The organism is Mycobacterium sp. NGS58 (assembly GCF_059812385.1).
Genome location: NZ_JCALCO010000010.1, coordinates 104,066 through 130,542, shown reverse-complemented (window position 1 = coordinate 130,542; position 26,477 = coordinate 104,066). Strand labels below are relative to the sequence as shown.

At 65.1% G+C, this 26,477-nt stretch carries 23 protein-coding genes and 2 pseudogenes; 19 read left to right on the top strand and 6 right to left on the bottom strand.

The genetic code is table 11. The annotated features are described in order from the left end of the window. The first annotated feature begins 11 nt into the window (after positions 1-11). The 7 genes and pseudogenes from AC5Y4H_RS12285 (at position 12) to AC5Y4H_RS12255 (ending at position 7,529) form a co-directional block, all read left to right on the top strand. Positions 12-783 (top strand): annotated as a pseudogene (locus tag AC5Y4H_RS12285) (SDR family NAD(P)-dependent oxidoreductase). 153 nt (positions 784-936) lie between these two features. Continuing rightward, the gene (locus AC5Y4H_RS12280; RefSeq protein WP_499981920.1) at positions 937-1,704 is read left to right on the top strand and encodes an SDR family oxidoreductase; all 768 of its coding nucleotides are present in this window, start codon (positions 937-939) and stop codon (positions 1,702-1,704) included. Between the two features lie 79 nt (positions 1,705-1,783). After that, positions 1,784-2,156, top strand: a pseudogene (locus AC5Y4H_RS12275) (cupin domain-containing protein). Between the two features lie 748 nt (positions 2,157-2,904). Further along, positions 2,905-3,819 carry a metal-dependent hydrolase gene (locus AC5Y4H_RS12270; protein WP_499981918.1) on the top strand — a complete coding sequence of 305 codons (915 nt, stop codon included), beginning with the start codon at positions 2,905-2,907 and terminating at the stop codon, positions 3,817-3,819. Then, positions 3,816-4,007 carry a ferredoxin gene (locus tag AC5Y4H_RS12265; protein ID WP_499981916.1) on the top strand — a complete coding sequence of 64 codons (192 nt, stop codon included), beginning with the start codon at positions 3,816-3,818 and terminating at the stop codon, positions 4,005-4,007. Before AC5Y4H_RS12270 ends, AC5Y4H_RS12265 begins: the two co-directional genes overlap by 4 nt. A 4-nt stretch (positions 4,008-4,011) precedes the next feature. Next, a complete protein-coding gene (locus AC5Y4H_RS12260) occupies positions 4,012-5,229 on the top strand; it encodes an NAD(P)/FAD-dependent oxidoreductase (RefSeq protein WP_499981914.1) in 1,218 nt (405 codons plus the stop codon). A 161-nt stretch (positions 5,230-5,390) separates the two neighbouring features. Further along, positions 5,391-7,529, top strand: coding sequence for a hypothetical protein (locus AC5Y4H_RS12255; protein ID WP_499981910.1), 2,139 nt, complete (start codon positions 5,391-5,393; stop codon positions 7,527-7,529). 55 nt (positions 7,530-7,584) lie between these two features. On the opposite strand, the gene AC5Y4H_RS12250 is transcribed toward AC5Y4H_RS12255, so the two are convergent. Further along, a complete protein-coding gene (locus tag AC5Y4H_RS12250) occupies positions 7,585-7,800 on the bottom strand; it encodes a hypothetical protein (protein WP_499982056.1) in 216 nt (71 codons plus the stop codon). Between the two features lie 577 nt (positions 7,801-8,377). Here AC5Y4H_RS12250 and AC5Y4H_RS12245 point away from each other — a divergent pair. Further along, positions 8,378-8,572 carry a long chain fatty acid-CoA synthetase Faa4p gene (locus AC5Y4H_RS12245; RefSeq protein WP_499982040.1) on the top strand — a complete coding sequence of 65 codons (195 nt, stop codon included), beginning with the start codon at positions 8,378-8,380 and terminating at the stop codon, positions 8,570-8,572. Between the two features lie 4 nt (positions 8,573-8,576). Here the strand turns inward: AC5Y4H_RS12245 and AC5Y4H_RS12240 are convergent, their stop codons facing one another. Beyond that, entirely contained in the window at positions 8,577-10,028 is a 1,452-nt protein-coding gene (locus AC5Y4H_RS12240) for an aldehyde dehydrogenase (RefSeq protein WP_499981908.1), read from the bottom strand. Positions 10,029-10,209: 181 nt separating this feature from the next. Here AC5Y4H_RS12240 and AC5Y4H_RS12235 point away from each other — a divergent pair, with 181 nt between their 5' ends. The 10 genes from AC5Y4H_RS12235 (at position 10,210) to AC5Y4H_RS12190 (ending at position 18,532) form a co-directional block, all read left to right on the top strand. Then, the gene (locus AC5Y4H_RS12235) at positions 10,210-11,478 is read left to right on the top strand and encodes an aromatic ring-hydroxylating oxygenase subunit alpha (RefSeq protein ID WP_499981906.1); all 1,269 of its coding nucleotides are present in this window, start codon (positions 10,210-10,212) and stop codon (positions 11,476-11,478) included. Then, a complete protein-coding gene (locus AC5Y4H_RS12230) occupies positions 11,475-11,810 on the top strand; it encodes a hypothetical protein (protein ID WP_499981904.1) in 336 nt (111 codons plus the stop codon). Before AC5Y4H_RS12235 ends, AC5Y4H_RS12230 begins: the two co-directional genes overlap by 4 nt. Continuing rightward, on the top strand, positions 11,807-13,054 hold the full coding sequence (locus tag AC5Y4H_RS12225) for a metal-dependent hydrolase family protein (protein WP_499981902.1): 1,248 nt from the start codon (positions 11,807-11,809) through the stop codon (positions 13,052-13,054). Before AC5Y4H_RS12230 ends, AC5Y4H_RS12225 begins: the two co-directional genes overlap by 4 nt. Before the next feature lie 11 nt (positions 13,055-13,065). Beyond that, positions 13,066-13,518 carry a MarR family winged helix-turn-helix transcriptional regulator gene (locus tag AC5Y4H_RS12220; protein WP_065056314.1) on the top strand — a complete coding sequence of 151 codons (453 nt, stop codon included), beginning with the start codon at positions 13,066-13,068 and terminating at the stop codon, positions 13,516-13,518. A 93-nt stretch (positions 13,519-13,611) separates the two neighbouring features. Continuing rightward, entirely contained in the window at positions 13,612-14,703 is a 1,092-nt protein-coding gene (locus tag AC5Y4H_RS12215; RefSeq protein ID WP_499981899.1) for a 2Fe-2S iron-sulfur cluster-binding protein, read from the top strand. A gap of 22 nt (positions 14,704-14,725) precedes the next feature. After that, positions 14,726-15,469: an SDR family NAD(P)-dependent oxidoreductase gene (locus tag AC5Y4H_RS12210; RefSeq protein ID WP_499981897.1), complete on the top strand. Its 744-nt coding sequence runs from the start codon at positions 14,726-14,728 to the stop codon at positions 15,467-15,469. Between the two features lie 13 nt (positions 15,470-15,482). Beyond that, positions 15,483-16,745: an aromatic ring-hydroxylating oxygenase subunit alpha gene (locus AC5Y4H_RS12205; protein WP_499981895.1), complete on the top strand. Its 1,263-nt coding sequence runs from the start codon at positions 15,483-15,485 to the stop codon at positions 16,743-16,745. Then, positions 16,742-17,080, top strand: coding sequence for a hypothetical protein (locus tag AC5Y4H_RS12200; protein ID WP_499982037.1), 339 nt, complete (start codon positions 16,742-16,744; stop codon positions 17,078-17,080). Before AC5Y4H_RS12205 ends, AC5Y4H_RS12200 begins: the two co-directional genes overlap by 4 nt. A gap of 53 nt (positions 17,081-17,133) precedes the next feature. Continuing rightward, on the top strand, positions 17,134-17,979 hold the full coding sequence (locus tag AC5Y4H_RS12195; protein WP_499981892.1) for a TauD/TfdA dioxygenase family protein: 846 nt from the start codon (positions 17,134-17,136) through the stop codon (positions 17,977-17,979). A gap of 1 nt (position 17,980) precedes the next feature. After that, positions 17,981-18,532 carry a carboxymuconolactone decarboxylase family protein gene (locus tag AC5Y4H_RS12190; RefSeq protein ID WP_499981890.1) on the top strand — a complete coding sequence of 184 codons (552 nt, stop codon included), beginning with the start codon at positions 17,981-17,983 and terminating at the stop codon, positions 18,530-18,532. A gap of 25 nt (positions 18,533-18,557) precedes the next feature. Here AC5Y4H_RS12190 and AC5Y4H_RS12185 read toward each other — a convergent pair whose 3' ends face one another. Next, positions 18,558-18,749 (bottom strand): ferredoxin, encoded by a 192-nt coding sequence (locus AC5Y4H_RS12185; RefSeq protein ID WP_499981887.1) that lies wholly within the window; start codon positions 18,747-18,749, stop codon positions 18,558-18,560. A 125-nt stretch (positions 18,750-18,874) separates the two neighbouring features. On the opposite strand from AC5Y4H_RS12185, the gene eno reads away from it, so the two are divergent. Beyond that, positions 18,875-20,158, top strand: a complete 1,284-nt coding sequence (gene eno / locus AC5Y4H_RS12180; protein ID WP_499981885.1) for a phosphopyruvate hydratase — start codon at positions 18,875-18,877, stop codon at positions 20,156-20,158. A 12-nt stretch (positions 20,159-20,170) separates the two neighbouring features. Here eno and AC5Y4H_RS12175 read toward each other — a convergent pair whose 3' ends face one another. The 3 genes from AC5Y4H_RS12175 to AC5Y4H_RS12165 form a co-directional block, all read right to left on the bottom strand. Next, positions 20,171-23,023 carry an ATP-binding cassette domain-containing protein gene (locus tag AC5Y4H_RS12175; protein ID WP_499981883.1) on the bottom strand — a complete coding sequence of 951 codons (2,853 nt, stop codon included), beginning with the start codon at positions 23,021-23,023 and terminating at the stop codon, positions 20,171-20,173. Positions 23,024-23,145: 122 nt separating this feature from the next. Beyond that, positions 23,146-25,992: an MMPL/RND family transporter gene (locus tag AC5Y4H_RS12170; RefSeq protein WP_499981877.1), complete on the bottom strand. Its 2,847-nt coding sequence runs from the start codon at positions 25,990-25,992 to the stop codon at positions 23,146-23,148. After that, on the bottom strand, positions 25,989-26,387 hold the full coding sequence (locus AC5Y4H_RS12165) for an MmpS family transport accessory protein (RefSeq protein ID WP_067350974.1): 399 nt from the start codon (positions 26,385-26,387) through the stop codon (positions 25,989-25,991). The genes AC5Y4H_RS12170 and AC5Y4H_RS12165 overlap by 4 nt, the downstream gene beginning before the upstream one ends. Positions 26,388-26,477 lie beyond the last annotated feature (90 nt).

The window sequence follows — 26,477 nt, the reverse complement described above, 5'->3', positions numbered from 1 at the left end:
GAGGGACCCGAATGCATTTCGAGGCCAAGAAAGTCATTGTTGTCGGCGGCAGTGCCGGCATCGGGCGGCAGGTGGCGATGGACGTCGTCGATCACGGCGGCAGCGCGGTGATCGTCGGACGCTCGAAGGCTCGCGTCGACGACAGCGTCGCTGAGCTCACCAGCCGGTCGGGTGAAGCCTGGGGCGTCGCCGCCGAGCTGACGGACCGCGCCGCTATCGCTGATGTGCAGCGCGCGCTTTCCGAGCAGCACAGCGATGCGACACTGCTCGTCAACGCGGCCGGATTCTTCGTCCCCAAGCCGTTTCTCGAGTACGACGAGCAGTTCTACGACTCGTACATGGAGCTCAACTATGCCCTGTTCTTCCTGACGCAGACCGTGGTTGAGGGCATGATCAACCGCGGTGAGCGCGGCTCTATCGTCAACATCGGCAGCATGTGGGCGCATCAGGCCGTTGGCGCGACCCCGTCGGCTGGGCACTCGATGCAAAAAGCTGGGCTGCATGCGCTCACCCATAACCTGGCGATCGAGCTTGCCGTGCACAAGATTCGGGTCAACGCGGTGGCGCCGGCCGCCGTGAAGACACCCGCTCTCGAGCGATGGGTCCCCAAGGACGAGATCGACGCCACGCTTGACACTTTCGCGCCGCTTCATCCCCTGGGCCGAGTCGGCACCCCCCGCCGACGTCGCCAACGCCGTCACATATCTGCTCTCCGACCAGGCCAGCTGGGTCACCGGCGCGATTCTCAACGTCGACGGCGGCTTTATGGCCGGCCGCAAGTAGTCCGGCGGCCGTCCTGCGCCGGACGCCGTGAACCAAGAAGGAGAGATCGCACTGACCTATTCAGTGATGAACCGGCGGTCTCGAAATCCCTCTTCAGCCAAAGCGATGTCGGTGGGACGATAACCAGTCAAGCGCAATTCTGAAAGGTTCATCATGAAGATCGTTGTCATCGGCGGTCGTGGGCTGATCGGCTCGAAAGTAGCGTCCAAGCTCAGCGCGCAGGGGCATGAGGTAGTCGCCGCCTCTCGCCGATCAGGTGTCGATTCCCTTACTGGCGAGGGCCTCGCCAATGCCCTCGCCGGCGCGGATGTCCTGGCCGATGTCGCCGATTCACCGGTGTTCGACGATGAACCCGTGATGCATTTCTTCACAACCACGACGATGAATCTCCTCTCCGCCGAGCGGGAAGCGGGCGTCAAACACCACGTCGCGTTGTCCGTGGTGGGCGCGCAGGTCATGCCGGATAGCGGCTACAACACCGCGAAAGCAGCCCAGGAGAACGTGATCAGGGATTCGGGCCGGCCTTACTCGATCGTGCGAGCGACTCCTTTCTACGAATTCGCGGTTGGCTTGGCCGATTCCGCGACAGGCGGCGACATCGTCAGACTGCCACACGCGTTGTTCCGGCCCATAGCCGCGGACGACGTCGCCACCGCCGTGGCCCGCGCGGCTGTCGGCCGTCCCATCAACGGAGTCACGGAGATCGCTGGGCCCGAAACAATGGGGATGGACGACTTTGTCCGCACAGGCCTTGCCGCCATTGGTGATCGACGTCGGGTCGTGACTGACGCCCAGGCGCCGTACTTCGGTGCGGTGATCGACGACCACACCCTCGCGCCCGACGAACACGCCACGATCTTCACGACTCGCTACTCCGACTGGATCGACACACACTCCAGCTGCCGCAGTCAGGGAATTTGAAGGGGTGCATGCGTTTCGCCACCACAAGAGGGGATAACGAAGGTTGCAGAGTACGAGTGACTCCGGATCGAAATCAACGATGAAGGTCCTGCAGGAAGTACGGTCACCGTCGCTTCCTGGCGATGCCCATGTGATGACTGTTCTCATCAACCATCCACCGGGCGCCCCCGGTTATCCGCCACATCGCCTTCCTGGCGGTCCGGGATTCGGTTACATGATTGACGGTGCGATGTTGTTCGAGATCGAGGGTGAACCGCCACGTGTTCTTCGCGCCGGAGATGCGTTCTGGGGACCTGGCGGCGACGTGATCCACTATCAGGACGCTAACAACCGCACTGACATCCCTTGTAGCTTCGTCCTCACATTTGTTTTGCACGCCCGGTCAACCCATGCTCGAACGCGTGGGCGACGAAGAGCTTGAGGAGCGGAAGGGACTGCGCGTCAACAGTTGACAGGTACACGCGTGAGCTCGAACTGCGACATGTCTCCACGCACTCACGCGTGACGCTGAGGAAAGCGAAGACCCGGCAATGTCAACGTCGGCGCATCCAGATAACGCTGCCGACGACGGCTGCCAGGACTGCCACAGCCACGGGCACGACACCGTGTGATAGCACCGCATCCCTCGTCCGAGTGGCAACGTGCTTGAGCCCCGTCGACTTCTGGATGTTGTGAGTCGCGGGTTCACCCGGTTCTCGGTTCCTTGACTGCTCGAGAACCGTGCGATGTACGGGCCGAATGCTGACCGGCGGGTTGGTGGGCCGACGCTGGCCCCGTGGTTCAACTTCCACCGGATGCGGGGGCGGGCTTCCGTGAGCGCCCGACTCGTGAGCCGGCCGCCGCTGCTGCGGGCGATGGGCCTTGTTTCGTCGCCGAAGCCGCACTCAGAGACCCAGCCGCCGGCTCGGTGACCGCTTCGGAGGCCGAACGCCGCCGCCGATCGCGGCTGCGGCCGCGTCGCGGCCCCCCACTCCTTCATCCACAGTGCCTGCTCTCGCACGTTCACCTACCCAGCGAACTCTCAGCATCCTGTACCGCTGGTAACGCATAACCGACGGCTCGCGTGGGTACGCCACTGAGTGAACGGTTGTTCGCAGTGGAACGGTCGCCTGCAGCGGTTCGGCCGCGAGCCGACTTGTTTCCCTCTAACCAGAACGGGAACGACCGACTAAGCGTTGCCGGTCGACGGGAGGAGTTTTGATGCCCGAGGTCCAACTTCACCACGACGGACATCCGCGCTATCGCCGGATGGTCCGATTCGACTGGTCCGAGACACCGCTGCACTGGGTGCCCGACGACCCGTTCTCAACACACATGATGAACGTGCTGCATCTGCTGCTGCCGGAGGGCGAGCGGCACTTCATCAAGGCAGTCCTGGAGGCGTCTTCGTTGGTCGATGACCCCGAGCTGGAGGCGGCGATCAAACCGTTCATCCAGCAGGAGTCCTGGCACGCCTGGGCGCATCAGGTGGTGCTCGACCATCTGGCCGAACAGGGCATCGACACGAAGCCGTACACGTCGCGACTGCGGAAAATGCTGTCTGTGGCGCTGGGGGATCCGCCGAAGTGGTTTCCGCCGGCGATGAAGCGGTGGTGGCTGTATCGGCGCCTGGCCGACGTGGCGGCGCTGGAACATTACACCGCGATGTTGGGCCAATGGGTGCTGCAGAACCGCGGTCTGGATTACGCCGGCACCGACCCGATGATGCTGGATCTGCTGCGCTGGCACGGGGCCGAGGAGGTCGAACACCGCTCACTGGTGTTCGACGTCTACCAGCACGTGTGCGGCAACTACTTCATCAGGGCCTTCTCGATGTTGATGACTACGCCGCTGTTCTACGGATGGTGGATTGCCGGAGCGAAGTATCTGATGGCCCATGACCCGACCATCGACCAGAAGTGGCGCTGGCGCGATTGGTTGCGTGCGGCCCGCGAGTACAAGTTGCCCGGCCCCTGGCAGTTGATGGTCACGCAACCCGCCAGGTACATGCGGCCCCATCATCACCCCGGTCCCGAAGCCGTCACCGAGATGGCGGTCGAGTACATCAAGAAGTCGCCGGCGGCCAAGGCCGCTCGCGAGCGGGCGCAGTTAGAAGGAAAGGTCGCAGTTCGATGAAGGTTTCGGTGGACCTCGACACCTGCGACGGCAATGGTGTGTGTATGAGCCTGTGCCACGAGGTGTTTGACGTACGAGAGGACGGGCTGCACCTGCTCCAAGATCAGCCGCCGCGAGAACTACGCGGACCGTTGAAGGCCGCCGAAGTGTCCTGTCCCACCCAGGCGATCGTGGTGGAGGAGGACTGAGGCGATGGCCACAAATCGTCAGTTGCGGCAGATCGTCGTTGTTGGTGCCGGCGTGGCGGGGGTTCGGGCGGCAGAAACGCTGCGACGGGAGGGATACGACGGCGCCCTCACCATCGTTGGTGCCGAACGACAGGCCCCCTACCATCGGCCGCCGTTGTCGAAGAAGCTGCTGAGCGGTCAGGTGCACCGGGCGGGCGTCGACATGGCGCCGCAGTTCGACATGGATGCCAGGGTGCTCAGAGGTGCGACTGCGGTCGGGCTGGACATGTCCGCACGTACCGTCCAGGTCCGCGATGAGGCCCAGAACTTGTCCCTGGATTTCGACGGAGTTGTCATCGCCAGTGGCGCCGAACCGCGCGAATGGCCCGGCGGCCAGGCTCCCGAAGGGGTCCTTTTGCTGCGGACGGTCGAGGATTGTCTACGCATCCGGGAACGGCTCGGCTCGCGTCCCCGTGTCGTGGTGGTAGGGGGCGGGTTCATCGGCAGCGAAGTCGCCGCGACCTGCCGATCGCTCGAGCTCGATGTGGTGCTCGTTGAAAAGGCCTCCGGACCGCTGGTCCAAGCGTTAGGCCCGGAGCTGGCGCCTTGCTGGGCGAAGTTGCATCGGGAACACGGGGTAGACCTGCGCGTCGGCGTTGGAGTCGACGGGTTCGCCGGCAACGGACGGGTGGAGGCAGTTCGGCTCACCGACGGTTCGCAGGTCCCGGCTGATGTCGTCATCGTAGGGCTCGGCGTGACGCCGGCCACCGCGTGGCTTGAGAACTCGGGCCTGCATTTGGACGACGGGGTGGTCTGCGACGCTACTGGCGCCGCAGAGGGCAACGCCGGCGACGGCCCGGTCGTCGCCGCGGGTGACGTGGCGCGCTGGTGGCATCCGCTGTACGAGCGCCACCTGCGTACCGAACACTGGGATGACGCGGCACGTCAGGGCGAGGCCGCGGCGCGCACACTGCTGGCCGGGCCCGAGCGCGCAGAACCCTTCGACGCGGTGCCGTACTTTTGGTCCGACCAATATGACGTCAAGGTGCAAATGCTTGGCGTGCCAACTGATTACGATACTGTCGAGGTCATCGAAGGCAATCCGGACGGCTGGCAGTTCGTCAGCGCTTACGGACGGGGCGGCCGCACGATCGCGGTGCTCGGGACGATCCCGGGCCGGGTCCATGCCTATCGCGAGGCCATCGAGAAGCGCGCGGAATTTCCGCCGAGCCGACCGGACTAGCAAAGGCGGACGTCCGCTACTCCCCATGGGCCTGGGGGTGACTCGACACGCGCCTTTTTGGGTACAGGATCCACAAGCCGACTGGAGTTCACTGATCGGGCCGACATAACCGCATACGCGACGACCCTGTCGTGCGTACCGCCGAGGGACGGAGTTATGACATGCATCGCCCCGACACGATCATCGAAATTCATCGCGAACGAGTGCAGGATCAGACGGTCGAGATGTTCAGCGGTGACAAGTACACGCAGTCCGTCGACGGTACCGGCTACTCCGCAACGGCCACTCTCGACCTCACCCTGGATCGCGTGTGGTTCGTCCGCGACTCTCGTCAGCGGCTATGGCAGGAAGAAGCCGACGGTGAACTCCGCGACCCTCTGCGGCACTTCGCGATTGACCTGGTGATTTTCGATTCGAAGATCGTTATCGACTCGGTCACCTGCATCCCGTTGGTTTCGCTGCCCCCGGCGACAATCACGATCCCGGATGGTCCGCGCGCCGAAGAGTCGCGCGAGATCCCGTACAACGAGATTCCGCTGTTCGGCCGCTTGACAATTCACGATCAGCTCGAGCCGCACCAATTAGAGCCGGGCAAGCAGACGATCGCGCTCAACTTCACCTCCCAGGATGCTCCTGTACTGGTAGCCACCCCGTTGAAAGACCCGCACGCCGGGTGGCTCTTCGGCCCGCACGTCGAGCGGCGTGAGGACGGGTTCACGGTCTTCCGCGGACAAGACCCGCGGATCACATGGGAACTCGACTACGCCGAGGCGTACTGGATAACCCACAGCATCGCAGGGGAACTGATGGTGAACCTGGAGAAACTCCAGCACCCCGGCCTCTCCGATGAGGAAGCCAGAACCAGGGTGCTCGACTCGCTTGCCGCCCAAATCGCCGATGCGGTCGGCCCGCAACTGGAGTCGATGGGAGACAACGGAATTCAGGCGCTGCTGCCGTCGCCGGTGGACGTCGACCCCGAGGCCCAAGACGACAGCACGGTCAAAGAACTCGACGCCGTCGTGCAGCGCTTCGAGGTCGGTGAGGACACCGAGGAGTCGATGGTGGTGCAGCTGCGGACGCTGCGCGAATTGCCGCCGGGGGAGGAACTACCCGCGTCCGTCCTGGCCGAAAATCCCCGGGAGAAGGCAGCTCTGGCCGCCACCGGGTGGAGCATCCTGCGGCAGGTTCGCGACACGGTGATGAACAGTTTCAACCTCGACGAGAGCGACTTCGACCCCGACGCGCCGTGCGCGCTGGCGGGCCCCAAGACCATCAGTATCGGCGGTCAAGACCGCAGCCTCGACGCCCTCGACGCCGATATCGTGCCGCGAACCGAGGACGGCCGGTTGGTCGTCGACGGGACCGTGAGTGCCGATACCAAGCTCTACGACTTCAAGGCCACCTTCAAGGTGGTGTACGAGATGGGCCTCGGCGACATTCCGCGTGATCCGAAGGGGAAGGAACTGTTGCGAGAGGACGTTGACACCATCGAGTTTCTCGAGCAGAGGCTGAGTCTGGCCGGTCAGAAGAAACGCGCCGGTGATCTCAGCGCCGAAGAATACGAGGCGGAAGTCAAAAGGGTCAGCGAGCGATTCGATCGGCTACCGCGAACGGTCGGGGTTCGGCCCGCGCAGAACTCCGAGCCGGACGTGAATGCGGACTTCAGCCTGACAGCGGCCGGAAAAGTGGCCACGGCCGCGGGCGCGGCGGCGGTCGTCGGGCTGCTTGCGCTGCCGGTGACCTGGGTGGCCGGGGCTGCTGGGGTTGGCGCCGCCGGCGCAGGCGGATTGTTAACACTGGCGATCGCGCAATACATCACCACCGTCCTGACCGTCGACTGGTTCGGTACCGGCGTCGGTTCTCGCCAGGTCAAGAAATCGCTGAACGACCAACCCGAGGGCACATCGCTTCCTCCGATCGGGATGCCGGTCGACCTGGACCTCAACCGTCAACGCCTCGCGGTGTACTTCCGTCCGGTGCCGGCGAAATTGTGGGTCGATTGCGTCATGGCCGATGCGGAAGAAGGCGAGGCAGGTGATGGCGACGCCATTCGGGTCATCGGTGGCCGGTGGCCCACCGATGACCACCCATGGAGGCTTTCGCACGATGATGCGGTGTTGTTCGTCGATTCCGACGAACTGCAACTTTTCGTCGATCCGGCCGAGGGGCGCGGGGAGGAGTCACCTGTCGGCGTTGACACCGAAGAGGGCGGACGACGCCGCCTGCGGGTGCACGGCGGTCCCGAGTCACTACACCGGCTTCCGCAATGCTCTCTTGACGCTCCCAAGGCGCGTGAGTAAAAGCGTTGCGACAGATAGGAATCAACCGGTGGCGCGACGCCCGCGCGGATGCCGGCTAGCAGAGGGCGGCGGCGGAGAACCATCCACCAGCCACAAGCGCGATGAGGAGCGCCGCAGTGGTTTGCCCCATCATCGCGGCCGCGATGACGCCCACGATCGCGCAGATGAATACCGTGACCGTCAGGACGGCGACGAGCAGGCGATGTGAATTGACGGCCGCGCCGGCACGAGGGGCGATGACGGCCTTTCTAGAGCGATCCACGCCAACCATGAAATCTCCTCCGTTGTGACCTGCGCAACAGGCTATCCAGAGATGTGGTCCACATCACATCATTAGGACACCGGGTTCGACGCTCGATCGGAAGACATGGCCGTCTGGCCAAAAAAATTAGAACGGCACTAATCAGGATCCCGCCCAGTTTGGCCAACTTTTGGTAACGATCACTTGCAACGCCGGTTGCGTGGCCGGCACGCGAAACGATGCGATCGAGGCTCGGCAATCGTGCCGGCGGTGCCGACGAGCGCGTCAGACCACCAGGGCGAAATCGGTTCGGGCCGAACATGATTAAATCGCACAACCCCCGTCCGTCCCATCCTCGGGTGGCTTGTCGCAACGAGAAAGTCGAGTCCCGCCGCAAGACGGCGAAGCGCAATCCGTACCTACCGACGGTTTGCCGTTATCCAGCCGAGACCGCCGATTAGGTTTTCGCCCCGTTGCGGATTAATCTTGCCCGCGGTTCGTCCGCGACTCACCGAAAGCAGCCATGCCCGTTCAGCCCACTCTGCTGCGCCGCCAATCGTTGCGCAGCGCCCGCCGACAGCGGGTCGCACCCCGCGTGAAGTGTCCGATGGTCGGTCAGTGCTTCGATATCGAGATCTCTCGCGACGCGGACGGATGGATGATCCGGATTCCCGAGATCGGCAGGGCCACCCGCGCCGTCAGCCGGGCCGTCGTGGAGCTGGCGGCACGGGAGTGCATCGCGAGCTGGACCGGCATCCCCATCGGATACGTCGCCGTGTACGTCGCGAGCGAGACCAGCTAGTTACCTAACCGGCCGGCGCTACCGCGATCGACTTCGTGTCGAGGTAGCCGTCGAGACCCTCGGGTCCGAGCTCCCGGCCGTAACCGCTGGCTTTGACGCCGCCGAAGGGCGCGAACGGGTCCATGGTGTAGCCCTGGTTGATGCCGACGGTGCCGGTGTGGATCCGCGTGGCCAGTGCCAGGGCCCGGCCGGTGTCGTTGCCCCAGACCGAGCCGGCCAACCCGTAGTCGGAATCGTTGGCGATCTGGACCGCCTCGTCCTCGTCGCGGTAGGGGATCACGGTGATGACGGGACCGAAGATCTCTTCGCGTGCGATGCGCATCGAATTGTCGGCGGTCGCGAACAGGGTGGGCTGGACGTACCAGCCACGGTCTAGTCCGCCGGGCATGTCGGCGCCGCCGACGATCAGGCGCGCCCCCTCGTGCTGACCGATGTTGATGTAGTCGCGCACGCGCTGCTGCTGGCGACGCGAGACCAGGGGACCGAGGTGAGTCTGTGGGTCGCTGGGGTCGCCGACGCGAAGTCCGCTCATCTCGGCGGCGAGCGCATCGACGTATTCATCGTGACGGGATTGGGGAACCAGGACGCGCGTCAGCGCATTGCAGATCTGCCCGCTGTTGGACAGGCTGGCCGATCGCACTCCGGCGGCGACCTTGTCCGGCGCCGCGTCGTCGAGAATTAGCGCCGCCGACTTGCCGCCGAGTTCGAGGCTGAGCTTGGTGAGGTTGGCGGCGCAGGCCGCCGCCACGGCGCGGCCTGCCGTGGTGGAGCCGGTGAAGGAGACCTTGTCCACTCCGCGGTGCGCAACGAGGTAGGCGCCGAGCGCGGCGTCGCCGGGGAGAACGCTGACCGCGCCGGGCGGCAGGCCGGCCTCGTCGAGCATCTCGCTTAAAAGCAGGGCGTCCAAGGGGCTTTCGGGTGCGGGCTTGAGCACGACGGTGCAGCCGGCCAACAGCGCCGGCACCAGTTTGGTGACGATGAGGAACTGGGGCATGTTCCAGGGCACGATCGCTGCGACGACGCCGACGGGTTCTTTGTGCACCAGCACGTCGGCACCGAAGAACCCGGGCCTGCTCTCCCGCCACGGATGACGCTCCGCCAGGTCGCAGAACGCGCGGATCATGAATGCGGGGAGGCCGACCTGGGCCCGCTGGGCGAAGCTGATCGGTGCCCCCATCTCGGCGCTGATGGTATTGGCCATCTCCGGGCGGCGCCGATCGTAGATGTCGGCCAGGCGCCGGATTGCGGCGATGCGTTCCGACGGCTCGCTACGGCCCCAGGGTGCCGAGGTCAAGGCCGTGCGTGCGGCGGCGAGCGCGGCGTCGACGTCGTCGGGGCCGGCCGCGTCGACCTCGGCGATGGGTTTCTCGGTATGCGGTGAGATGACCTGCACGACGCCGGTCCGCGGCCGCGCCCGATCGCTCGCCGCTGTTCGCACTCCGTGGTTGTGGTCCATCCGCGCCTCCCGCAGCCAATATCAACTACTTGCTATTGATGGGGTCGAGGATATACCGTCGGCCGTGACGGAGCTCTCAGGGATTAAACCGGTGCGCAGGTGGTTGTTTCGCGTGCACAGTGCTGCGGCGAGCGGCTGGGCGCCGAAGGTTCGGTGAGAGTGGACTGCATAAGGAGCGATCATGGCTCGATTCCCCAAACCGCCGGAGGGCAGCTGGACCGAGCACTACCCCGAGTTGGGCACCGATCCGGTGTCCTACGAGGACTCCATCAACCCCGAGATCTACGAGCTAGAACGCCAGGCCATCTTCAAACGGGCCTGGCTCAATGTCGGTCGCGTTGAACAGCTTCCACGAAAGGGCAGTTACCTCACCCGGGAGCTGAAGGTCGTCAACACATCGATCATCCTGGTGCGCACGGCGTCCGGAGACATCAAGGCCTACCACAACGTGTGCAGACACCGCGGCAACAAACTCGTGTGGAACGACATGCCGCAGGAGGAAACGCGTGGCGTGTGCCGGCAGTTCACCTGCAAATACCACGCCTGGCGCTACGACCTGGATGGCAACCTCACCTTTGTGCAGCAGGAGGAGGAGTTCTTCAACCTCGACAAGAGTCGCTACGGCCTGGTGCCGGTGCACTGCGACGTGTGGGAGGGCTTCATCTTCGTCAACTTCGCCAAGAAGCCAGAGCGGTCGTTGCGAGAGTTCTTGGGGCCCATGGTCACCGGGCTGGAGGGCTACCCCTTCGACAAGATGACGTCTCGCTGGTACTACCGCTCGGAAGTCAAGGCGAACTGGAAGCTCTACATGGACGCGTTCCAGGAGTTTTATCACGCGCCTGTGTTGCATGCGAACCAGTCGCCGACCGCGTACTCAAAGGCGGCCGCCGAGGCGGGTTTTGAGGCCCCGCACTACCGGCTGGACGGGCCTCACCGGCTGGTCAGCACCTCGGGGGTGCGGGCCTGGGAGATGGCCGACGAGATGCGTAAGCCGATGGAGGACATCTGCCAGAGCGGACTCTTCGGCCCGTGGGAGAAGCCCGATCTCGGGCCGATGCCCGCGGGCCTCAACCCCGCGAAATGCGATCCCTGGGGCCTGGACTCGTTCCAGCTCTTCCCCAACTTCGTCATCCTCTTCTGGGGCCAGGGCTGGTATTTGACTTACCACTACTGGCCGACGTCCTACAACAGCCACCTTTTCGAAGGCACGCTGTACTTCCCGGCGCCGCGCACCCCGCGCGAGCGGGTGGCCCAGGAACTGGCGGCGGTGTCGTTCAAGGAATACGGGTTGCAGGACGCCAACACGCTCGAGGCGACGCAGATGATGCTCGAATCCCAAGTGATTGACGAGTTCTTACTCTGCGACCAGGAGGTTCTGATTCGCCACTTGCATAAGGAGGCCGCGGCCTGGATCGACGACTATCGCCGGACTTCCACGGCGGGAGTGTGAACACGATGCCGACGCTGCCTCCCGAGTTCGCCGACCTCGAACGGTTCGCCGACTGGTGCCTGCCCAGCGAGCCCGAACGCTACGCCAAGAGGCTGGCCAGCTCGATGACGGAAATGAAGGCGTTTTACGACGCGATCACCGCGCGAGCCGAAGAGGCATTGGCGTTCTGCGACAAGTTTTCTCTCGACGACCTGCCCGACGATGTCCAGAATCTGATGCACCTGCTCTATTCCATGATTATGGTCTCGTTCCCGGTGGAATGCTGGAAACAGCCCCGCGTCCCCGATTCGGGTGCGTCGAGGCTGGACTGCGTGTCCGAGCCCGTTCCATGACCACCGTGCTGCGCGCGGCGCGATGGGGTGACGTCGTGACCGGCCAGATCCACACGCCGGCGGAAGTGGTGATCGACGGCGAACGCATCACCGCGATCAATCCTCAAGAGCCGCTTGTAGATTCGGCGACCGTCGTCGACCTCGGCGACGTCACGCTGCTCCCGGGGCTGATGGACATGGAACTCAACCTGCTCATCGGCGGCCCCGGCGGTCCGGAGGGCCTGCCGGCGCCCATGCATGGGGTGCAGGACGACCCCGCGTATCGCACGCTGCGCGGCGCGGTCAACGCGCGCACCACGCTGGAGGCCGGATTCACCACCGTGCGCAATCTCGGTCTGATGGTCAAGACCGGGGGTTACCTGCTCGACGTCGCGCTGCAGCGCGCCATCGACCAGGGCTGGCACGTCGGGCCGCGCATCTATCCGGCCGGCCATGCGGTCACACCGTACGGCGGGCATCTGGACCCCACGGTGTTCCAGCGGTTGGCCCCCGGGATCATGCCGCTGTCGGTGGCCGAAGGCATCGCCAACGGTGTGCCCGACGTGATCGCCTGCGTGCGTTACCAAATTCGGCACGGCGCCAAGCTGATCAAGGTCTCGGCTTCGGGCGGGGTGATGTCACACAGCACCGCTCCGGGTGCCCAGCAGTACTCCGACGCCGAGTTCGCCGCGATCGCCGACGAGGCCCACCGGGCCGGAGTGCGGGTAGCCGCGCACGCCGTCGGGGACAGTGCGGTCCAGGCGTGCATCCGCGCCGGCATCGACTGCATCGAACACGGCTTCCTGGCCAGCGACGAGACCATCCAGATGATGGTCGACCACGGCACGTTCCTGGTGTCGACGACGTATCTGACCGACGCGATGGCCATCGACCGCATCGCACCGGAGCTGCGCAAGAAAGCGCTCGAGGTGTTCCCGCGCGCAAAGTCGATGCTGCCCAAGGCAATCGACGCCGGCGTGCGCATCGCATGCGGCACCGATGCGCCGGCCATCCCGCACGGCCACAATGCCAAGGAACTCGGTGCGCTGGTCGAACGCGGCATGACTCCCGCGCAAGCGATCCGCGCGGCCACCGTGGTGGCCGCCGAGCTGATCGAGGCGGATGACGAGTTGGGCAGGCTGGCCCCCGGCTACCTGGCCGACATCATCGCCGTTCCCGGAGACCCTTTCGACGACATCGCCGCCACGCTCGACGTCCGCTTTGTCATGAAAAACGGGCAGATGTACAAAAGCCCCGCGGCGTAATGGAGGCGGGAATGGAACTCACCGACAACATCCTGTGGCTGCTCAAGCAGGCCTTCTACTACTCGCTGACCACCATCAACGAGGCGATGCGCGAACACGGCGTGAGCACCGCCCAGATCGGCGTGCTGCGCCAACTGGCCAACGAGCCCGGCCTGTCCGGCGCGGAATTGGCGCGGCGCCTGCTGATCAGCCCCCAGGGCGTCCAGCTGGCACTCACCGCCCTGGAACGCCGCGGCCTGGTGGAAAGAAAACAGGACCCGCAGCACGCCCGCATCCTGCGGGCCTACCTGACCGGGGAGGGCCGCACGGTCGCCGAAACCGTGGTCAATGACGCGATCGCCGCACACCAGGAGGTGTTCGGCGTGCTGAACGAACAAGAGCAGCGGACCCTGCGCGAATTGCTGGGACGCGTCGTCGAAAAGGGCACCGGACATGAGCTGTTCAACGACCACGTCGACGGCTGACCCCGCCCAGGACGACGCCATCGGGGCTCCTGACGCGCACCAGCAGTATCTAGTACTTGAGACTAATCGCAAGTAGTTGATACTGTGGCCGGGATGGATGAAATTCGCGCGGTTGCGAACGCCGGTTCGGCGGCAGTGACCGAGTCCGGCGGCGGTGTCGATGTGGCTGCCTTGCCGGATGGCTTTGTGCCGCTGCGGATCAAGCGCGTGATACCCGAAACCCGCGATGCCGTGTCGATCGTCCTCGATGTCCCGCCGGGCAGCGCGGAGCTGTTCGGATACCAAGCGGGACAGTTTCTGACTCTGCTGGTGAGCGTCGATGGCCGCGAGCATCGACGGTGCTACTCGATGTCGTCGTCACCTGACCTGGGCGAGGATTTGCAGATCACGGTCAAACGCGACCGTGACGGCGTGGTGTCGAACTGGCTCAACGACACGGCCGCTCCCGGCGATCAGCTGCCCGCCCTGCCGCCGCAGGGCCGTTTCGTTTTGCACGAGAGCGATCGAGAGCTGGTCGCATTCGCCGGCGGAAGCGGCATCACCCCGGTGTTTTCGCTCGTGCGTACGGCGCTGATGTCCGGCAAGCGCGACGCGCGATTGTTCTATGCGAATCGGAGTCGTGCCGCGGTGATCTTCGATGAGGCGTTGGCCTCGCTCAACACGCGGCACGCCGATCGTTTCGTGCTGCACCATCATCTCGACGATGACAGGGGTTTCGTCACCCAGGCGGAGGTCGAGGCGTTCGTCCGGGACGCGCGAGACGCCGACGTGTACATCTGCGGGCCGAACGAATTCATGGAGACCGTGCGAACCGCCCTGTCCGCGGCGGGTGTGCCGGCCGACCGTCTGCACGTGGAGCATTTCGACGTGAACGACATTGCCGCGGCGGCGCCATCCGACACCGGCGTGGCCACCGACAAGGTCACCATCGTGCTCGACGGAGTCACGACAACGGCGTCTTACGATCCGGGCAACACGTTGCTGCAGACGGCCCGGATGGCCGGCCTGCGGGCCCCGTCGTCGTGTGAGATCGGTTCGTGCGGAACGTGTATGGCGCGCCTGACGCAGGGCAGCGCCCGGATGATCAACAACGACGCGCTCGAACCGGATGAGGTGGAGGAGGGCTGGGTGTTGGCGTGTCAGGCGCTGCCCACCAGTCCCACGGTGCGGGTGGTCTACGAGTGAGGGACAAGGTGGAGCGGAGTCGATGACCAGGGTGGCGGTGGTGACCGGCGGTGCCTCGGGGATGGGCGAGGCGACCTGCCATGAATTGGGCCGGCGCGGAATGAAAGTCGCCGTTCTCGACGTCAACGAGCATGCCGCACAACGGGTGACCGATGACCTGCGGGCCAAGGGGATGACCGCGCTCGGGGTGGGCGCCGACGTCACCGATCGGTCCGCCGTGGAGCAGGCCTTCGCCAAGGTGCGCAGCGAGCTGGGCCCGGTGACGGTGTTGGTGACCAGCGCCGGCATGTTCGATTTTTCGCCCTTCTTGGACATCACCGCCGAAACCTGGTCTCGGATCATCGATGTGAATCTCACCGGCACCTTTCATTGCTGCCAGCTCGCGCTGCCGGACATGGTGGAGGCGAACTGGGGCAGGATCGTGATGATCTCCTCCTCGAGCGCCCAGCGCGGCTCCCCGTACGCCGCCCACTACGCGGCGTCCAAGGGTGCGGTGATCACCTTGACGAAGTCGCTGGCCCGCGAGTACGCACCGCACGGGATCACGGTGAACAACATTCCGCCCTCGGGCATCGAGACCCCGATGCAGCACCAGGGCCAGGCCGCCGGGTACCTGCCGTCCAACGAGCAGATCGCCAGCAATATCCCGTTGGGCTACCTCGGCACCGGGGCCGACATCGCCGCGGCCGTGGGGTTTTTGTGTTCCGACGAAGCGAGGTACATCACCGGCCAGGTTCTGGGCGTCAACGGCGGAGCGGTGATGTGATAGCGAGGATTCGATGACCAGAGCAGGCAGGCCCCCGGAGGGCTCCTGGACCGAGCACTACCCCGAATTGGGAACCGGGCCGGTGTCTTTCAAGGACTCGACGTCTCGGGAGTTCTACGAACTCGAGCGCGAAGCGATCTTCAAACGCGCGTGGCTGAACGTCGCACGGGTGGAGGAGTTGCCGCGGGTCGGCAGCTACCTCACCAAGGAGATCGAGGTCGCCGGCGTCTCGGTGATCCTGGTCAAGGGCAAAGACCGGCGCATCCGCGCCTTTTATAACGTGTGCCGTCACCGCGGAAACAAGCTCGTGTGGAACGACTTTCCCGGCGACGAGACCCGCGGCACGTGCAGGCAGTTCACCTGCAAATATCACGGCTGGCGCTACGATCTGCAGGGCGCACTTAAATTCGTCCAGCAGGAGTCGGAGTTCTTCGACCTCGATCTCGCGCAGTATGGGCTGCGTCCGGTGCGCTGTGACGTGTGGAACGGCTTCGTCTTCATCAACTTCGACCCCGAACCACGCCAGGGCCTGCGTGAGTTCCTCGGGCCGATGATCACCGGCCTCGACGATTATCCCTTCGGCAAGCTGACGGAACGCTACGAATGGGTGGCCCACAACAACAGCAACTGGAAGATCTTCGCCGACGCCTTCCAGGAGTATTACCACGTGCCCTCGCTGCACTCCCAGCAGGTGCCCTCGGAGGTGCGTGACCTCAACGCCGGATTCACTTGCGGGCATTTCCAACTCGACGGCCCGCACCGGTTGGTCTCCACGGCCGGGCGGCGCCGCTGGCTGCTGCCCCCGGAGTACATGTACCCGATCGAGCGGGCCACGCGCAGCGGGCTGGTGGGGCCGTGGCGAACGCCCGACATCGGCGAACTCCCCCCAGGGCTCAATCCTGGAGGGATCGAGCCCTGGGGCATCAGCAATTTCCAGATCTTCCCGAACCTCGAGATCCTGATTTACGGCGGATGGTATCTGCTGTACAGGTACTGGCCCACCTCACACAACACGCACCGATTCGAGGCGTACACCTACTTCCATCCGGCGCGCACCGTGCGGGAGCGGATCGAGCACGAAGTCGCCTCGGTGGTGCTGAAGGAGTTTGCGTTGCAGGACGCCGGGATGCTCGGCGGTACGCAGGCGGCACTGGAATACGGCATCGTCGACGAGTTTCCCCTCAACGACCAGGAGATCCTGGTGCGCCATCTGCACAAGGTCACCGTCGACTGGGTCGAAGCCTTTCGCCGCGAACAGGATTCGGTAGGAGTCTGACGATGCAAACCATGCTGCCCAGCGCATTCGCCGAGCTGGAGGACTACGCCCGAACCTGGTGCTTGGCAACCGAAACCGAGCGCTGGAACGCCCGGGTGAACGCGTCGATGCCGCAGCTGCGCGAATTCTACGACGCGTTCTTCCCGCGCCTCGAAGAGGCGATCGACTACTGCGACAAGTTCCCCCTCGACAATGTGCCCGACGACGCGCTGAACCTGCTGCACATGATCTATTCGCTGATCATGGTCGCCATGGCGGTGGAGATCATGCATCAACCCGCCCCGGTCGACTCCGCCGACGCCGTCATGGTCCGCACCGGCGGACCCGTGCCCTAAGCGCTACGCCGAAGGCGGGCGCGGCAAAGTCACTTTTTCCGAAAGGAGCGACCATGAGTCTGCTCACCATCACCAAGCTCACCGAGTCCGTCGGCGCCGAGGTCGCGGGCCTGGAGCCGGCCGCTCTGGCAAGCGACGACTCCGTCGGTGAAGCAGTGCTGGATGCGTTGGAGGACAACGGGGTTCTGGTCTTTCGCGGTCTGCGACTCGACCCGGAGGCCCAGGTCGGCTTCTGCCGTCGCCTGGGCGAGATCGACCATTCCTCCGACGGCCACCATCCGGTGCCCGGCATCTACCCGATCACCCTGGACAAGTCCAAGAACGCCTCGGCCGCCTACCTGAAGGCCACGTTCGACTGGCACATCGACGGCTGCACTCCGCTGGGCGACGAATGCCCGCAGAAGGCCACGGTGTTGTCGGCGGTACAGGTCGCCGAATGGGGCGGCGAAACCGAATTCGCCAACTCGTACGCGGCCTACGACGGCCTGACCGACGAGGAGAAGCAGCGGTTCGGCGCCCTGCGGGTGGTGCACTCGCTGGAGGCTTCCCAGCGTCGCGTCTACCCCGACCCTTCGCCGGAACAGGTACAGCGCTGGCGATCTCGGCGCACCCACGAACATCCGCTGGTGTGGACGCACCGCAGCGGCCGCAAGTCGCTGGTGCTGGGTGCCTCCGCGGATTACATCGTCGGCATGGATCTCGATGAGGGACGCGCACTGCTTGACGAACTCCTCGAGCGCGCCACGGTGCCGGACAGGGTCTACAGCCACAGCTGGTCGATCGGCGACACCGTGATCTGGGACAACCGCGGGGTGCTGCACCGCGCCGCCCCGTACGACCCGGACTCACAACGAGAGATGCTGCGCACCACCGTGCTCGGCGACGAACCGATCCAATAGCATGACCACGGCCGACCGGCATCCACTGCGCCTGACACCGCTGCCCGCCGACGAGTGGGACGACAGCGCCCGCGCGGCGCTGGCATCGCTGATCCCGGCCGAGCGGGCGAATCCCGTTGGCGCCGGCAATGTTTTATCGACATTGGTGCGCCACCCCGACCTGACCGCGGCCTACCTGCCGTTCAACGCCTACTTGCTCACCCGGTCGACGCTGTCGCCCCGGGCGCGCGAAGTCGCGCTGCTGCGCGCGGTGCACCGCAGCGATTGCGGCTATCTGTGGTCGCACCACATCCCGATCGCTTTGCGCGCCGGCCTGACCGAGGCCGAGATCGAGGACATCCGGTCCGGGCGCTGCGCCGACCCGACCGACCAGGCGGTGATCCGGGCCGTCGACGATCTCACCGGTGACAGCACGATCAGCCAGGCGACCTGGGATCAACTGGGTGAACTGTTCACGCACCAGCAATGCATGGATCTGACGTTCACGATCGGCGGATACCTGTTGCTGGCTCTCGCCGTCAACACGTTCGGCGTCCAGGAAGAGCACGGGTAGACGCGCGGTACCGGGGCGTCGGACCCTAGTCTTCGCGGGACAGGGCGGCGCGCGGGCACTCGGCGATGGCCCGCTCGACCAGGGCCTCCTGGTCGGCGGGGACCAGATCGGCGGTGACCACCGCATAGTCGTCATCGTCAAGCCGGAAAACATTCGGCGCGATGTTCACGCAGTAGGCATTGCCTTCACAGCGATCAAGGTTCACTACCGGCCGCATGACGATCCTCCTTTGATCCCGCACAAAGTTTTCACAATCCGGACTTGTGTAAATCCTAGTATGCCGCCTCTCAGTGATCTTTCAGTGGCGCGGTCTTAGGCTGGGCTCCTGGGTCCGGGAGGTCGATGATGAAGATCGCATCCGTCATCGCCCGCCAACTGCTGGATTGCAAAGCCCGGCCCCTGCTCGAGGTCGAGATCACCACGGATACCGGCGTTGTCGCCCGCGGCGCGTCGCCGACGGGCAGTTCGGTCGGTTCACATGAGGCGTTCGTGCTACGGGATGCCGATCCAACCCACTACAACGGGCTGAGCGTGCACCGCGCCATCGCCGCCGTGACCGACGAAATCGCCCCCGCCCTGATCGGCGCTGAACTCGACGATCCCCGGTCCCTGGACCGGATGATGATCGAGCTCGACGGGACGCCGGACAAGCACCGGCTCGGCGGCAACGCGATCTACTCCACGTCGATCGCGCTGCTGCGGGCCGCCGCCGCCGCGGCCGGTACACCCACCTACAGCTACATCGGTGCACTGCTCGGGCTCGAACCGCCGGCCACCGTCCCGGTGCCCAGCTTCAACATGATCAACGGCGGGCACTACGGCGATGTCTGCCAGACCTTCAGTGAGTTCCTCGTCGTGCCCTATCGCGCGGACTCGATCGAATCCGCGGTCGAGAAAGGCGTGAGCTTGTTCGAGACGCTCGGCGAGGTGCTCACTGAGCGCCTCGGCCGCACGCCGATGCTGGCGTCGTCGTACGGATACATCGCGCCGTCCAGCGATCCGCAGGTGGTGCTGGCGCTGCTGGGCGAGGCCGTCGAGCGCGCCGGCTGCGCCGACATCATGGCGTTCGCCCTGGACTGCGCGTCCAGTGGGGTATACGACAGCGACTCGGCGACATACGCATTCAATGGCGAGCGGGTGACCGCGGAGGCGTTGATCGACTATGCCCGGGCACTATCGCACGAGTTCCCGATGCTGTTCATCGAAGACTTGCTCGACGGAGATGACTGGGCCGGGTTCGCCAAAGCGGTGCAGACGGTGCGCCGCTCGATCATCCTCGGCGACGACCTGATCGTCACCAACCGGGCCCGGTTGCAGCGCGCCGTCGAGACGTCCGCCGTGGACGGGTTCATTCTGAAGCCCAACCAGGTCGGAACGATCGCCGAAGCCCTGGACTGCTTCGAATATGCCAGGCGCAACGAGGTTTTGGCCATCCCGTCGGGCCGCTCGGGCGGCGTCATCGACGATGTGGTGATGGACCTGGCGGTGGGCCTGGGGGCGCCGTTTCAGAAGAACGGCGCACCGCGGTCGGGGGAGCGCATCGAGAAACTGAACTTCCTGCTGCGGGCGGCCGAAGGCATCCCGGATTGTGCGTTGGCGGACGTGCCCGCATTGGCACAGTTCTGAGTTTGTCACGGGTCAGCGGCCGGCGACCAACGAGAGCTCGGCCGCCAGCGCGATTCCACATACCGTCAAGACGATCGAAAGTGCCACCCAGTCAGCCGGTTTCGGCCGCGACGGGAGCGCCGAGATCTGGCCGGTGCCGCCGCGCGCGGTGATCGCATCGCCCATCTCGTCGGCGCGCCGCAGCGTCACCGTGATGACCGCGACAACCACGTCGACGACGTCTGCCGCTGGACGTCGCAACCGGGCCCAGCGGGTTTGCGGCGGCCGTTTGGGGCGCAACCGGCGAGCGGCGAAGAGCACCCGGAACTCGTCGATGAGCATCGGGAAGGTGCGCAGCGCGAGTGCCAGTGCGACCGACCAGTCATCGATGGGGATCCGCAACGGTCGCAGGAAGCGACCCAAAGTGGCCACCGCCGGGGCGACCTGGGCGACATTGGTCGTCCACGACACCAGCGCGCCCAAGGCGAGCAACACCACCGACAGCGCCGTGATGCGCAGAAAGTCCAGCAGGCCACCGAAGCCGAGGGACACCGCTCCCAGCTGGATCCTCGGATTTCCGCCGGCGAATGCCGCGTTGGCACCGACGATGATCAGCACGATCCACAGCCAGCGCGGCACCGACGGCAGCACACCGCGAGGGATACGCGCGAGCCAGATTCCCGCCGCCGCCACTCCGGCACTGAGGCCGATCGCCACCCACCCCGGAAAAAATGTCAGTAGCAGCGAAATGCCAAACACGACAAGCAATTTGGTTCCGGCCCACAGCTCGTGAATGGGTGAGCTGCCCGGCACCGGCCGTAGCAACACGACGGGACGCCGCGGACGGGCCGGGCGCTTCGCCGGAGTGGCGCTAACCACCGTATCGCCCTGGGTCGCAGCCGGTAGCGCTTGCAGCGAACCGTCCCGCAAGTGCAGGGTGCGCGGACACAGCTCCTGAAGCCCCGCGAAGTCGTGCGAGATGACCACCACCGTCAGGCCGGTATCCCGGCGCCGCTCGGCGAGCAACTGGACGAGACCGCGTTGGCTGGCGGCGTCGAGCCCGGCCAGCGGCTCGTCGAGGATCAACACTCGTGGCGATCGGGCCAGCAGACCGGCCAGGACGACGCGACGCATCTGGCCACCGCTGAGCTGGTCGATGCGCCGCCTCGCCAGCCCGGGCTCCAGGCCCACCGCGCGCAGCGCCGCGGTCACCCGCGCGTGATCGGTGGGCGAAAAGCCTGCCGCCGAAGCAACTTCCAGGTCGACCCGGCTGCGCATCAGCTGCAGCCGGGCCGCCTGGAATTGCAGCGCGACCGCGCCGACCTGATCAGCGGTCGGGCGCCCGTCGAGCAGACAGGAGCCGGTGGACGGCTCGGTCAACCCGGCCATGATCCACGCCAGCGTCGACTTGCCGGAACCGTTTCCGCCGTGGATCAACAGCCCGTCACCCTGGTGCACCGCGAAGCTGACATCGCGCAGCGCGGTCTGAGCCCACGGCGTGCCGCCGGCGTATTCGTGTCCAACGCCGACGAGTTCGAGCACCGGCGCACCGGACTTGACGCCGGCCGCCACCGTCGGCGCCGGGGCCGTCGCGCTCTGCACCAGATCGGTTTGCGCCGACGAATCGTCGAGATTGATTGCGCGTTCCGCGTATTCGGCCTCGTCGTTGTAATGAGTGATGTGCACCAGCGCCGTTTGGTGGCGCTCGGTAAGGCCGGACAGCACGGCGAGCAGTTTCTCACGGCCCTGCCGGTCGACCATGCTGGTGACCTCGTCGGCAATCAGCAATGCCGGCTCGCGTGCCAACGCCGCCGCCACCGCGAGGCGTTGCAGTTCTCCGCCGGACAGGCTGCCGGTGTCCCGCTCGGCCAGTGCGGCCAGGCCGACCTCGTCGAGTAGCCGGGCGACGTCGGTGGTCTTGCCGGGTGGCAATCCCCAGACCACGTCGTCGGCGACTCGCGTGCCCAGAATCTGGCTTTCCGGGTGTTGCATGATGACGGCGGTCCCGCCGAGTTCGCCGAGCCCCACCGCCCCGGGACGGTCGACGGTGCCCGATGTCGGTTCGCGGCCCGCCAGGATAAGCATCAGCGTGGTCTTTCCCGAGCCGTTGGCGCCGGTGACCGCGATGTGTTCGCCCGTACGCACGTCCAGGCTGACCGCACGCAGCGCGTCGTGATCCGCCTGCGGATAGCGCAGGCGCACCTGTTCCAGTCGTACCGGCACGGGCCGGATCGGCCCGCTGCCGGCGTGCGCGTCCAGCTTGTGCACATCGGGAATCCCGCGTAGCCGGTCCAGCACCCGCGACAACGCCCACCAACCGACCAGGGAGGCACCCACGATGACGAACACGGCGTAACCGAGGGCGACCCACTGCCAGTAGTGCAACGCCCCGGCGAAGAACGCCTTGAACTGTTGCGCACCTGTGCGCAGCTGCGGCACGCGCGAGACGACCGAGCAGGCACCGTCGACCGTGGCGCTGGCGGTGTGGAAGGCGAGCTGCCGGAAGCGGGTCAGGACGGTCAGCGCTACGACCATCGCGGCGCCGACGACGACGGCCGCGCCGAGGGACACCGCGATGACGGTGGGGGTGCCGCGGCGGTGCCGCTTGACGGTTCCGGCGAGACCCCCGACATAGGCGCACAGCCCGATCCCCCCCAAACCGCTCAGGCCGACGACCAGGAAGCCGATCACACCGGCGGCGACCGTCGCCGTGATCAAGACGCGGATCCGGTACCGGTAGGCCAACAGCCCGGTCGGCACGCTGCCCAGCAGGCCAAGGCCCCCACCGTGGGGAAGGATGACCGCGATGATGGCGATCGCCGCGCACAGGGCGCCCATCACCGATGCCTGCGCGAGTTCGCCGGGCCGAAGCGATCCGGCACGCATTTTCGGCATCGCAGCGCCCGACGCTCTCACGACACGATTATGCCCGCCGCCGCCGGCGCGCCTTGAGCTCTCTTATCAGATCTTCAGGTAGTCCTCGTCGGCCACGGGTTTTTCTTTGTCGCTCATGCGATCTGGGCCTTCCGCGTCGGGGGTAGCGGGCGGGCGCGCACCAGCGTCGGCCACCAGAACCACGGACCGAGGATCCGCAGGATCGAGGGCACGACGAACGAGCGCACGATGAGCGTGTCGAGCAACAGGCCGATGCACACTGTCGAACCCACCTGGCCGATCGTTCTCAGATCGCTGGTGAGCATGGCCAGCATGGTGAAGGCGAACACCAACCCGGCCGACGTCACCACACCACCGGTGCTGCCGAGCGCCCGGATGAGCCCGGTGTGGATCCCACCGTGCAGCTCCTCTTTGACCCGGTTGATCAGCAGCAGGTTGTAGTCCGACCCGACGGCCACCAGGATGATGAACGTCAGCGGCAGCACGAGCCAGTGCAGGTGCAGCCCGATGAGGTGCTGCCAGACAAGGATGGACAGGCCGAACGCCCCGGCGTAGGAGAAGGCCACCGTACCGGGAATCACCAGGGCCGCCACCAGACTTCGCGTGATGAACAGCATGATCAAGAAGATGAGCACAAACGCCGCGATCGCCGCGATCAGCAGATCCGACATCGCGTATTGCTTGATGTCCTTATCGTTAGACCCCGAACCGCCGATATAGACCCGCGCGCCCGCCAGCGACGTCTCCTTCAGGATCGTCTTGATCGCGTCGGGGAACTGTTGGACATGCTCCACGCCTTCGGGGCCCATCGCGTCGCCCTCATGGGTGACGATGAAGCGGGCCGCCTTGCCGTCCGGCGACATCATCAGCTTCATGCCCGCTTTGAGGTCATCGTTGTCGAAGGCCTCGTGTGGGATGTAGAAGTAGTCGTCGCTGCGGGACTTGTCGAAGTCGTTGCCCACGTTGATGGAATCGTCGTAGGTCTGCTCGGTTTGGATGGACTGCAGATCTGCCGACCCGTAACTGTTGACCAACTTCGACTGAAGGGCTTCCGTGTCGTCGGCGGTGGCTTTCAGTTGGGCGATGATCTGCGGAAAGGCCTTATCCACCTCCACGAGGGAGACCCTGGCGTACTTGATGTCCTCCGCCAGGTGGTCGATCTGGTCGAGCCCGTCGAACAGCGATCTGAACGACCAGCAGATCGGAATGTCGAAACAGTGTTTCTCCCAATAGAAATAGCTCTTGATCGGGCGGAAGAAATCGTCGACGTTCGCGATCTCCTCGTTGATTTCGTTGCTGACCCTCTCCAGGTCCTCAACGGTGAGCACCGTCTGATGCAGTTCGTCGGACACCTTTTGGAAGAAGCCGATCTCTTTGCGCAACACTGCGACGGAGTGCGCCTGGATCTCGGCCTGCGCATCGGTGTTGGCGTTCTGCTCCCTGTTGAAGGGCAGTTGCTGCCCGTTGCCGCTGCCCTGCGTGGTGAAGAGGTAGGGGATGCTGGCGTGCTCGAGCGCCCGGCCCAACGGCCGCGTCATGCCCTGCACCATCGCCACGCCGTGCAGGCGGATCAAAGCCCGGGCGACCCGATCCAGCGAAATGAAGTCGGCCGAGTTGCGCATGTCGTGGTCGGTCTCGATCATCAGCATCTCGGAGAACAGCTTGCTCTTGGGGAAGTGCCGATCGGCCGCCTGGAAGCCCAGATTCGCGGGCGCATGGGCCGGCTGATACTGCCGGTCGTCGTAGTTCTGCCGGTAGCTCGGCACGAAGATCGCCCCGAGCATGACGACGGCGGAACTGGCCACCAGGATCGGCACCGGCCAGCGCACGACGCTCGCCCCGATGCGCCGATAGAGATATCCCTTGGCGCTGGTTCTCGGGTCGAACATCCCGAAAAGGCTGCCGACGGTCAAGACTGCCGGTCCCAGCGTCATCGCCGCCGCAATGGTGAACAGCATGGTGATGGCGACGGCCGGCCCCATGGTGTGGAAATAGTTGAGCCGCGCAAAGGTCAAGCAGTAACACGCGCCGGCGATGGTGAGCCCGGACCCGATGATGATGGGCGCGACACCCCGGTACGCGATGTAGAAGCTGTCCTCCCGGCTTTCGCCGGCCTGTCGCGCCTCGTGATATCGGCCCATCAGGAATATGCCGTAGTCCGTTCCGGCCCCCAGCGTCAGCGCGATGACGATGTTCACCGCGAACGATGAGAGTTCGATGTACCCGTAATGCCCGAGGGTCGAGACAATGCCCTTCGCGACGAGCATCTCGATGAGGACTCCGAGCAGGGGCACCAACAGGATGGCGGGGCTGCGGTACACCAGTAACAGCATCACGAGGATGAGGACGATCGTGACGATCGTGACGTTGTTCAGGCTCGCATTGGCGATGGCGAGTGTGTCGGAGGCCAGCGGAGCCGCGCCGCTGACGTAGACCTTGAGCCCGGGCGGCGGCGTGTCCTTCTTGATGATGTCGCGGACGGCGTCCACGGACTCGTTGGCTTGAATCTGGCCGATATCGCCGGCCAGACGCAACAGCACGTAGGTGCACTTGCCGTCGACGCTTTGCGCCCCCGCGGCGGTAAATGGCTTGCCCCACAAATCCATCACGTACTGCACGTGCTTGGTGTCGTGCTCGAGGCGGCGCATCAGATCGTCGTAATAGCGGTGGTCCTGGTCGCCCAATGGCCGGTTCGCCTCGAACACCACCATGGTCAAGTTGGTCGAGTTGGATTCGTGGAACTTTTCGCCGATGTGCAGCAGCGCGCGCTGCGAGGGCGCGTAATGCGGGACCATCGGCCCGGCGAGCTCCTCTGCGACCCGTTCCACTTGGGGCATAAAGGTATTCGTGGTGACCGCGAGAAGGCCCCAAAAGAAGATGATCGGTATGGCCAGAGCGCGGACCATCCTGGGGATGAAGGGACGTTTGACCCGGGGCTCGTCGAGGCGATGCTCGGTCATGCCGACTTCACCCTGCACTGGACGTCGGCGTCCTGATGGTCGCCCGACTGCTCGTCGCGGATAACACCGTCGACCAGCATCCGGCAACCCACCTGACCGCCATGGACGTGCACCGAGATGCTGCCGGAAGCCACCGTGAGCGTAGTGGTCTCCGTGTGCGACCAGGGCAACGACGTGATATCGACCTCGTGCGGATGGCCATCGATGTCGACGTAGACGAGCTTTCCGCCTTGACCGGCGGAACCGAACACCTCATAGGTGATCCGTTTGAGGTTGAACTCCTCGGGTGCCTGCGGACCGTTGACGGTGATGACCGGCTCCGGCTCGGAGAATTGATGCACCTTGTACATGCACAGCAGGCCCACACCGACCGCAACGACGGCGACCAACGGCATCCAGATTCGCGAAAGGAACCTCCGCCCGACTGAAGGGGGGCTCATTCGATCATCTCTCGCGACCCGGTTCGGACATCGTGTTCGTGCCCC

Coding starts and splice junctions, on each gene's coding strand:
- AC5Y4H_RS12215 (WP_499981899.1), top strand. CDS start 13,612: ATGGATGAAATTCGCGCGGTTGCGAACGCCGGTTCGGCGGCAGTGACC.
- AC5Y4H_RS12225 (WP_499981902.1), top strand. CDS start 11,807: ATGACCACCGTGCTGCGCGCGGCGCGATGGGGTGACGTCGTGACCGGC.
- AC5Y4H_RS12255 (WP_499981910.1), top strand. CDS start 5,391: ATGCATCGCCCCGACACGATCATCGAAATTCATCGCGAACGAGTGCAG.
- AC5Y4H_RS12205 (WP_499981895.1), top strand. CDS start 15,483: ATGACCAGAGCAGGCAGGCCCCCGGAGGGCTCCTGGACCGAGCACTAC.
- AC5Y4H_RS12270 (WP_499981918.1), top strand. CDS start 2,905: ATGCCCGAGGTCCAACTTCACCACGACGGACATCCGCGCTATCGCCGG.
- AC5Y4H_RS12235 (WP_499981906.1), top strand. CDS start 10,210: ATGGCTCGATTCCCCAAACCGCCGGAGGGCAGCTGGACCGAGCACTAC.
- AC5Y4H_RS12240 (WP_499981908.1), bottom strand. CDS start 10,028: ATGGACCACAACCACGGAGTGCGAACAGCGGCGAGCGATCGGGCGCGG.
- AC5Y4H_RS12185 (WP_499981887.1), bottom strand. CDS start 18,749: ATGCGGCCGGTAGTGAACCTTGATCGCTGTGAAGGCAATGCCTACTGC.
- AC5Y4H_RS12190 (WP_499981890.1), top strand. CDS start 17,981: ATGACCACGGCCGACCGGCATCCACTGCGCCTGACACCGCTGCCCGCC.
- eno (WP_499981885.1), top strand. CDS start 18,875: ATGATGAAGATCGCATCCGTCATCGCCCGCCAACTGCTGGATTGCAAA.
- AC5Y4H_RS12165 (WP_067350974.1), bottom strand. CDS start 26,387: ATGCCGTTGGTCGCCGTCGTTGCGGTCGGTGTGGGCCTGCTGTGCATG.
- AC5Y4H_RS12195 (WP_499981892.1), top strand. CDS start 17,134: ATGAGTCTGCTCACCATCACCAAGCTCACCGAGTCCGTCGGCGCCGAG.
- AC5Y4H_RS12245 (WP_499982040.1), top strand. CDS start 8,378: ATGGTCGGTCAGTGCTTCGATATCGAGATCTCTCGCGACGCGGACGGA.
- AC5Y4H_RS12280 (WP_499981920.1), top strand. CDS start 937: ATGAAGATCGTTGTCATCGGCGGTCGTGGGCTGATCGGCTCGAAAGTA.
- AC5Y4H_RS12220 (WP_065056314.1), top strand. CDS start 13,066: ATGGAACTCACCGACAACATCCTGTGGCTGCTCAAGCAGGCCTTCTAC.
- AC5Y4H_RS12175 (WP_499981883.1), bottom strand. CDS start 23,023: ATGCGTGCCGGATCGCTTCGGCCCGGCGAACTCGCGCAGGCATCGGTG.
- AC5Y4H_RS12250 (WP_499982056.1), bottom strand. CDS start 7,800: ATGGTTGGCGTGGATCGCTCTAGAAAGGCCGTCATCGCCCCTCGTGCC.
- AC5Y4H_RS12210 (WP_499981897.1), top strand. CDS start 14,726: ATGACCAGGGTGGCGGTGGTGACCGGCGGTGCCTCGGGGATGGGCGAG.
- AC5Y4H_RS12260 (WP_499981914.1), top strand. CDS start 4,012: ATGGCCACAAATCGTCAGTTGCGGCAGATCGTCGTTGTTGGTGCCGGC.
- AC5Y4H_RS12265 (WP_499981916.1), top strand. CDS start 3,816: ATGAAGGTTTCGGTGGACCTCGACACCTGCGACGGCAATGGTGTGTGT.
- AC5Y4H_RS12170 (WP_499981877.1), bottom strand. CDS start 25,992: ATGACCGAGCATCGCCTCGACGAGCCCCGGGTCAAACGTCCCTTCATC.